The organism is Enterovibrio nigricans DSM 22720 (assembly GCF_900167155.1).
GTDB classification, from domain to species: domain Bacteria; phylum Pseudomonadota; class Gammaproteobacteria; order Enterobacterales; family Vibrionaceae; genus Enterovibrio; species Enterovibrio nigricans.
Genome location: NZ_FUXU01000214.1, coordinates 1 through 1,505 on the forward strand (window position 1 = coordinate 1; position 1,505 = coordinate 1,505).

Consider the following 1,505-nt stretch of genomic DNA (forward strand, 5'->3'; position numbering starts at 1 on the left):
CATGAGACTACGACGATTGATGGGTGTAGCCGATCAGATCGTAGCTTCTAGATTTAGTTCCATCGATTTAAGCAACAAAGCCCATCCAATGCTTTAAGGTATCTCGCTATTTCCGGCGTGAACCCTTCCACATAAAACAGAAAATCCTCCCCCCGCCTTATACGTTCTGCATTTAAAACCATGCCAACCGTATGTAATCCGCAAGCAAACCACAGGCCAGTAGCAAGGGGGTCTTTTACATCGACAAACTGCGGATAAATCACGTTTAATACTTTTAGAAATGCATTTGCATGATTCGGATTAATTGTCGAAAAATGAATTTTGTTTTTGATAGATTTAATCAATGGTGACTTATTATTCGTCAATTTGCAGCCATATACACAAATATCTGCCATTCCGATCAAAATGTTGTTCTTATTGCCAGCCTCAACTAATGTTTTGTTGAAAAGCAACCCACCACCAACGCCTTCTGAATTTAAGAGAACCATTTGGCCATCGACTAAATGCGGAGCGAGCATTACCGCTATCTCTTCATATGCATCACAGGTCGTCATGACAGAAATGACTGATGCGCCTTGTATTGCATCGGCCAGATCATCCGTCACCTTATCTAACGCAACAGTGCCATTGAGCTTCCCTGCTAACTCCAAATATGGATTTTCGACCAAATGGCTGATTCTACTGAAGCTTCGATTCCATAAAGCGACGTTGAAGCCCGCCATCTTCGCATGGCCAGCGGCTGCTAAGCCACCATTTCCCGCGCCTAGCACGCAGAACTTCACGTTGTTATTTACGTATTCGATCACTACGCCCCCTAAAAAACAATTAAAACTAGAGATATTTCACTCAGTACCATAAACGTCGAACACGTCTTCTTGGCAATTAACGGTGTGTGAAATACATCTAACCCAATGCGTATCATTAGCCAAACTGGAAATAATATGGAACATTGAGTTTAAATATTCAAGTTGCATTACGATAATGCTGTTTGTCATTTCACCGTAGTGTTAATTTCTTTCGAGCTGAATCACGAAACATAAAAATAACAATTGAAGAAAATATAATGTACACATAAAAATTACTTGCGATGAAGAGACAATAAATTAACGCATACTCAGTGAAAACCAGAGATTGAGATGAATTGTACTTATTACATTTATTAGTAACCTACCCTCATTTCATTGGGATCGGCATTAATGCCAAAACAGAACACTTATCTCACTCATCATTCGAACAGAAAAACTGGCTCCTTTAAATCCACCCACACTTACGCTCCGATAATTTATTTATAGTTAATATCAAACCTATCAAACAGTAAAGGTTTAATCATGAAAACTTATCAGCTCGCCATTTTATTATCACTCGTTTCCTCAAGCGCCTTCGCACTCAAAAATGAAAGGGACTTTTTTAAATTCCATGAATTAGTAAGAAAAAATGACGATGGTTCTGTCACACTGAAGGGCTTTGTTGCTTAAATCGATGGAACTAAATCTAGAAGCTACGAT

General features: G+C 39.1%; 1 protein-coding gene. It reads right to left on the bottom strand.

Annotated elements, in window-relative coordinates; genetic code table 11:
- Window positions 1-53: 53 nt before the first annotated feature.
- A complete protein-coding gene (locus B5D35_RS23685) occupies window positions 54-806 on the bottom strand; it encodes an NAD(P)-binding domain-containing protein (RefSeq protein WP_078754842.1) in 753 nt (250 codons plus the stop codon).
- Between the last annotated feature and the right edge of the window lie 699 nt (window positions 807-1,505).